6 protein-coding genes are annotated in these 4,899 nt (G+C 57.5%); 3 read left to right on the top strand and 3 right to left on the bottom strand.

Annotated features, from left to right (window positions below; genetic code table 11):
• Positions 1-181: 181 nt before the first annotated feature.
• The gene (locus AC221Y_RS20305; protein ID WP_299755448.1) at positions 182-1,156 is read right to left on the bottom strand and encodes a DUF3179 domain-containing protein; all 975 of its coding nucleotides are present in this window, start codon (positions 1,154-1,156) and stop codon (positions 182-184) included.
• Between the two features lie 83 nt (positions 1,157-1,239).
• On the opposite strand from AC221Y_RS20305, the gene AC221Y_RS20300 reads away from it, so the two are divergent.
• Positions 1,240-1,725 carry a hypothetical protein gene (locus tag AC221Y_RS20300; RefSeq protein ID WP_486708205.1) on the top strand — a complete coding sequence of 162 codons (486 nt, stop codon included), beginning with the start codon at positions 1,240-1,242 and terminating at the stop codon, positions 1,723-1,725.
• A gap of 19 nt (positions 1,726-1,744) precedes the next feature.
• Here the strand turns inward: AC221Y_RS20300 and AC221Y_RS20295 are convergent, their stop codons facing one another.
• Both AC221Y_RS20295 and AC221Y_RS20290 read right to left on the bottom strand, forming a co-directional pair.
• Positions 1,745-2,314 (bottom strand): peptidylprolyl isomerase, encoded by a 570-nt coding sequence (locus AC221Y_RS20295; protein WP_486708204.1) that lies wholly within the window; start codon positions 2,312-2,314, stop codon positions 1,745-1,747.
• A complete protein-coding gene (locus AC221Y_RS20290) occupies positions 2,307-2,813 on the bottom strand; it encodes a peptidylprolyl isomerase (RefSeq protein ID WP_299755444.1) in 507 nt (168 codons plus the stop codon). Before AC221Y_RS20290 ends, AC221Y_RS20295 begins: the two co-directional genes overlap by 8 nt.
• Before the next feature lie 142 nt (positions 2,814-2,955).
• Here AC221Y_RS20290 and AC221Y_RS20285 point away from each other — a divergent pair, with 142 nt between their 5' ends.
• Together AC221Y_RS20285 and AC221Y_RS20280 are read left to right on the top strand one after the other, a co-directional pair.
• Complete coding sequence (locus AC221Y_RS20285) at positions 2,956-4,137, top strand: phosphoglycerate kinase (RefSeq protein WP_299755442.1); 1,182 nt, start codon at positions 2,956-2,958, stop codon at positions 4,135-4,137.
• Positions 4,138-4,191: 54 nt separating this feature from the next.
• Positions 4,192-4,899: class I fructose-bisphosphate aldolase (locus tag AC221Y_RS20280; protein WP_486708203.1), on the top strand; the 708-nt coding region annotated here is incomplete at its 3' end.

Raw genomic sequence — 4,899 nt, 5'->3', positions numbered from 1 at the left:
GGATGGACGACACGCCTTTGACGGATGCTGGTTTAATGCTGGATGCGGTGGCCTTGGCATCGCCGGTGAAGTTGTCCGCGGGTAAGAAGCGGCACGCTTTGGTGGTTCTCGAACGCTAAATCTCCGCCTCGAAGGCTGAAGGGCGGCAATTGTCACCAGCCCCTCCTGTCGCGCGAGTGGTTCAGTTCAGCTTCCAGTCTCCATCCGGAAAGAACGCGTGGAATGCGAACGCGAACATGACGTCGTGAGGCAGATCGTTGCCGCTTGCATCACGCACGCGCACTGTCCCCACATCGCGCCCGGCGCCGATGGTGTATTGGTCAAGGGCCGAGGCCTGCCCTGCCCGCCAGCTCAGTGTAATCCCATCTTGCGTAATCACTTCTTCTTCGCGCAGACGATCGAAGGTCCAGGCTTTTTCAGCAACGCGCACGACACGCATCAGGGCCGGAATATCGTGGGGTGGAAGTTCGCCTGAATAAAGGAATGGCCGCGTCGAGGTGTCGTAGCCAACATATGGATTACGGCCGTATTGGCGGGGCCAGCGCGGTTCGTCCATGACGAGGCCTTCGGGATTGCGCGCTTTGAATTCGGCCCAGCTTTCCATCCATGTTGGCAGTTGCGTCAATTCAACGCCGGTCAACTCCCCCACGATCCCCGTGCCAATGGCTTGCTGCCACCAGCTTTCGGTTTCGCGGTCATACATGACCATATCCGAGTTCCGAAGCTTGCCCGAGACGCCAAAGCTTAGGGTTTGGCCATCGACGCGGCGATCAAAGGTGATGCCAGAGTTGCACAAAGGGCAAAACGTGACCGCGATGGGAATGCCGTTCACCGTGTCGTTGGCGATCTCATGCCATGTGAGGTAGCGGATCGGATAGGTGCGTGGTTCGGCGCCGTCGATCTCGACCGTGATGACTGGTTCCATATCGACCAAGCGTGTTTCGCTTGCCGCAGGGATAAAGGACACTTCATCAAGGGCCGGAATGCCGTCTTTTGGCGGCCCACCTGACAAGATTTCCACCCAGTTTTCGACCGTGGTGTTTTCAAAGTCTGTGTTTGGCCATTCGAACTTCCAGAAGGACGGATCGGCATTGGCGGTAGACATGGCGCCTCCGATAGCAATGGCCGTGGCGGCGATAAGATGTGTCAGATGCATGGGGTCGCTCCTCCCGGAAAGATGGTGTGAGAAGAATGTGGCAGAGGAGCTGCCCTGGGCCTAGCCCTTATCACGCGAGGTTGATGGGACGAGAGAAACCGGATGATGCGTTGACAGGCGGAAAGGTGGCAGTCTTTGGTTCGCGTGAAGCAAAGGGACACACCGTGATGATAAACGACTATCTTTACGCGATAATTCCGGTGCCGCCTTTTATCTGGGTGGCCCTCCTCATGGCGGCCTTTGGCATCTTGAGCTGGCAGCGCTTTCGCGTCACCGCAGACGACGCGTTTCTGCTCAGCCACTCCTACGGTTTGGCGGTTGCGTTAACCGTTACGGCGGCCTCGGCACTTGCGCTGACTGCGGCGGACCGATTGTCGGGACCTGCCTGCCTTTTCGGGCATATCGGCCAGCTTTTCAGCATTCTGACAGCGTTGGTTGCTTTCGGTCTGGTGATCCGGGCGCTGATCGGTGGCAAGGATCGGGCCCGCGCTTATTTTCTCTGGCTGCTGCCACTTAACGCTGTCGCAACATCGATCCTCTTGAGATCGGCCGGGTCCTGCACAATCTAAGGACCCGGCCAAAGCTCTGTTATTTTGCTACCCTGACGCTCATCATCTGATCAGGTTCCCCGATCACAGAGCCATTGGCACCTTTGCCGAGCTTGATTGTATCTACGATGTCCATGCCTTCGACCACACGTCCAAAGACTGTGTATTGCCCATTCAGGAAATAGCCTTCGTCGAACATGATGAAGAACTGGCTGTTGGCGGAATTCGGGTCTTGGCTGCGTGCCATACCGACGATGCCACGATCAAACGGCACGTCCGAAAACTCGGCGCGAATTTCGCCACGCTCAGACCCTCCACGGCCCGCCATGCTCATATCGCCGCCGGCTTTGCCAAACTCAACATCGCCGGTTTGCGCCATGAAGCCTTCAATCACGCGGTGGAAGACGACGCCGTCATATGCGCCCTCTTCAGCCAAGGCTACGATTTGTGCCACATGCTCGGGTGCGATGTCTTCAAGAAGGTCGATCACAACCGTACCGCTGGTTTCCCCAGCTATTTCGATCACAAGGTTTGGGCCGGGACCGTCGGCTACATCCTGAGCCATGAGAGGCGACGTCGACAAAGCAAAAATAATCGCAAGTTTACGCATCAGCGGCCACCTTAACCGAGTGCATGCGATCCGGGTTCATCGGTGGCTCGCCGCGTGCAATGGCGTCGACGTGCTCCATGCCGGAAATGACCCGGCCATAGACCGTGTATTGACCATTCAGGAAAGCATTGTCGGAAAAATTGATGAAAAACTGGCTGTTGGCCGAGTCTGGGCTTTGGCTACGGGCCGCGCCGATGCTACCACGATCGTGCGGCAGTTTGGAAAATTCAGCAGGCACATCCGGCTTGTCAGAGCCACCAGTTCCCGCACGCCGCAGATCAAAGCCTTCAACAAAGTCACCGTGCTGAACGTCTCCGGTTTGCGCCATAAAACCGTCGATCACGCGGTGAAAAACAACGTTGTCGTATTCACCGGCGCGCGCCAACTCTTTCATACGTGCGCAGTGCTGCGGGGCCACGTCTGCCAAAAGCTCGATGGCAACGGTGCCGTCTTTGAGTTCAATCAGGATCGTGTTCTCAGGGTCTTTGTAGTCGGCCATCTGGCGCTCCTTTTTTTCGATTTGGCCGGACCCTAATGCGGGTGTCGACTGAGGAAAAGGGTGAAAGGCGCGGAACCGCCTGTTGACCTGCGCGACGGCTGGGATAGGGAATGGGAAACCCAGAGCGATAAGGAGAGCGGATATGGCATGGAAAACCCTCGATGATATGGATCTGAACGGAAAGCTGGTGCTGACGCGTGTCGACCTGAATGTGCCAATGGACGGGACGACGGTCACTGACACGACCCGCATCGAACGGATCGTGCCGACGATCACGGATATTATTGCCAAGGGCGGCACGCCGGTGATGCTTGCGCATTTCGGCCGCCCCAAAGGGCAGCCAAACCCCAATATGTCATTGCGCCTTGTGATCCCGGCCCTGACGTCGGCCTTGGGCCGTGAAGTGACATTTGTTGAACACCCGGATCGCGCGAGCCTTGATGCCTTGCCGGAAGGGGCTGTCGTTCTGGTCGAGAACACCCGGTTTTCTGCCATGGAAGAAGCCAACGATCCGCGCATGTCCGGGTTTTTGGCAACGCTGGGCGATGTATATTGCAATGATGCGTTTTCTGCGGCGCACCGCGCGCATGCCTCGACCGAAGGCGTCGCGCATTTGCTTCCGGCATGCGCCGGACGGTTGATGGCGGCCGAATTGAAAGCGCTTGAGGCCGCATTAAGTGCTCCGGAACGACCGGTTGTGGCTGTTGTGGGCGGTGCCAAGGTGTCAACTAAGCTTGATCTTCTGGGCAATCTGGTGCGCAAGGTCGATACTTTGGTGATCGGCGGCGGCATGGCGAATACGTTTCTTGCCGCTCAGGGTTACGGCGTTGGAAAGTCCCTGGCGGAGCATGACATGGCCGAAACAGCCCGCGAAATCATGGCCAAGGCTGAAGAAGCGGCTTGTGAGATAATCCTGCCCATTGATGTGGTGTGTGCGACAGAATTTGCGGAAGGAGCCGACAATATCACGGTTGCCGCAGACGCATGCCCGTCTGATCGGATGATCCTAGATGCGGGTCCAAGGTCGGTCGCACGAGTGGCTGAAGTTTTTGAAGGCGCAAAGACCTTGATCTGGAACGGACCACTTGGGGCTTTCGAAATTGCTCCCTTTGACGCGGCGACCAATGCTGCTGCGGCGCATGCTGCGAAGTTGACCCGTGACGGCAAGCTGATTTCGGTGGCCGGCGGTGGCGACACGGTCGCGGCGTTGAATAAGGCCGGTGCGGCGGACGACTTCACCTATATCTCGTCGGCGGGGGGGGCTTTCCTTGAATGGATGGAAGGCAAAACTTTGCCGGGAGTTGCCGCTCTCGAACAGGGCTAGAAGACGGCGGGCGATTTGCGTAAAAGCAGACGAAACTCAGATCACGAGGATATCATGGCAAACGAACAACAAGCAGAACAGATGCGCTCGGGTCAAGGCTTTATTGCGGCTCTTGATCAATCGGGTGGCTCGTCCCCAAAGGCCCTGAAGCTATACGGTGTCGAGGAAGACGCGTATTCTTCGGACGCCGAGATGTATGACCAGATCCACGCTATGCGCGCGCGCATTGTGGCGGCCCCTGCGTTCAACGGCGACAAGGTCATCGGAGCCATCTTGTTCGAGATGACGATGGATCGCGCATTCGCAGGTAAGCCCGCGGCAGAATATCTATGGTCTGAAAAGCGCGTTGTGCCGTTCCTGAAATGCGACAAGGGACTTGAGGCGCAAGCCAACGGCGTGCAGCTAATGAAGGCGATCCCTGACCTGGATGCGCTTTTGGCGCGTGCGGTTGGTAAGGGCGTTTTCGGCACGAAGATGCGCTCGGTTATTAACGCCGCCGATCAGACCGGTATTGCTGCAATTGTCGCGCAGCAGTTTGAGATCGGTCGCCAAATTCTTGGCCATGGGCTTATGCCGATCCTTGAGCCGGAAGTGACCATCACGATTTCAGACAAGGCGGACGCCGAGGCGATCTTGCAGGACGAGATCCTCAAAGCTCTGGACGCGCTGCCCGAGGGCACAGAGGTTATGCTGAAACTGTCGCTGCCAACGGTTGCCAATTTCTACGCGCCGCTAATTGCGCATCCGAAGGTGATGCGCGTC

It is taken from the genome of Boseongicola sp. (assembly GCF_057460485.1).
The sequence above is the reverse complement of the archived record's forward strand: the minus strand, read 5'-3'. Positions and strand labels throughout refer to the sequence as shown.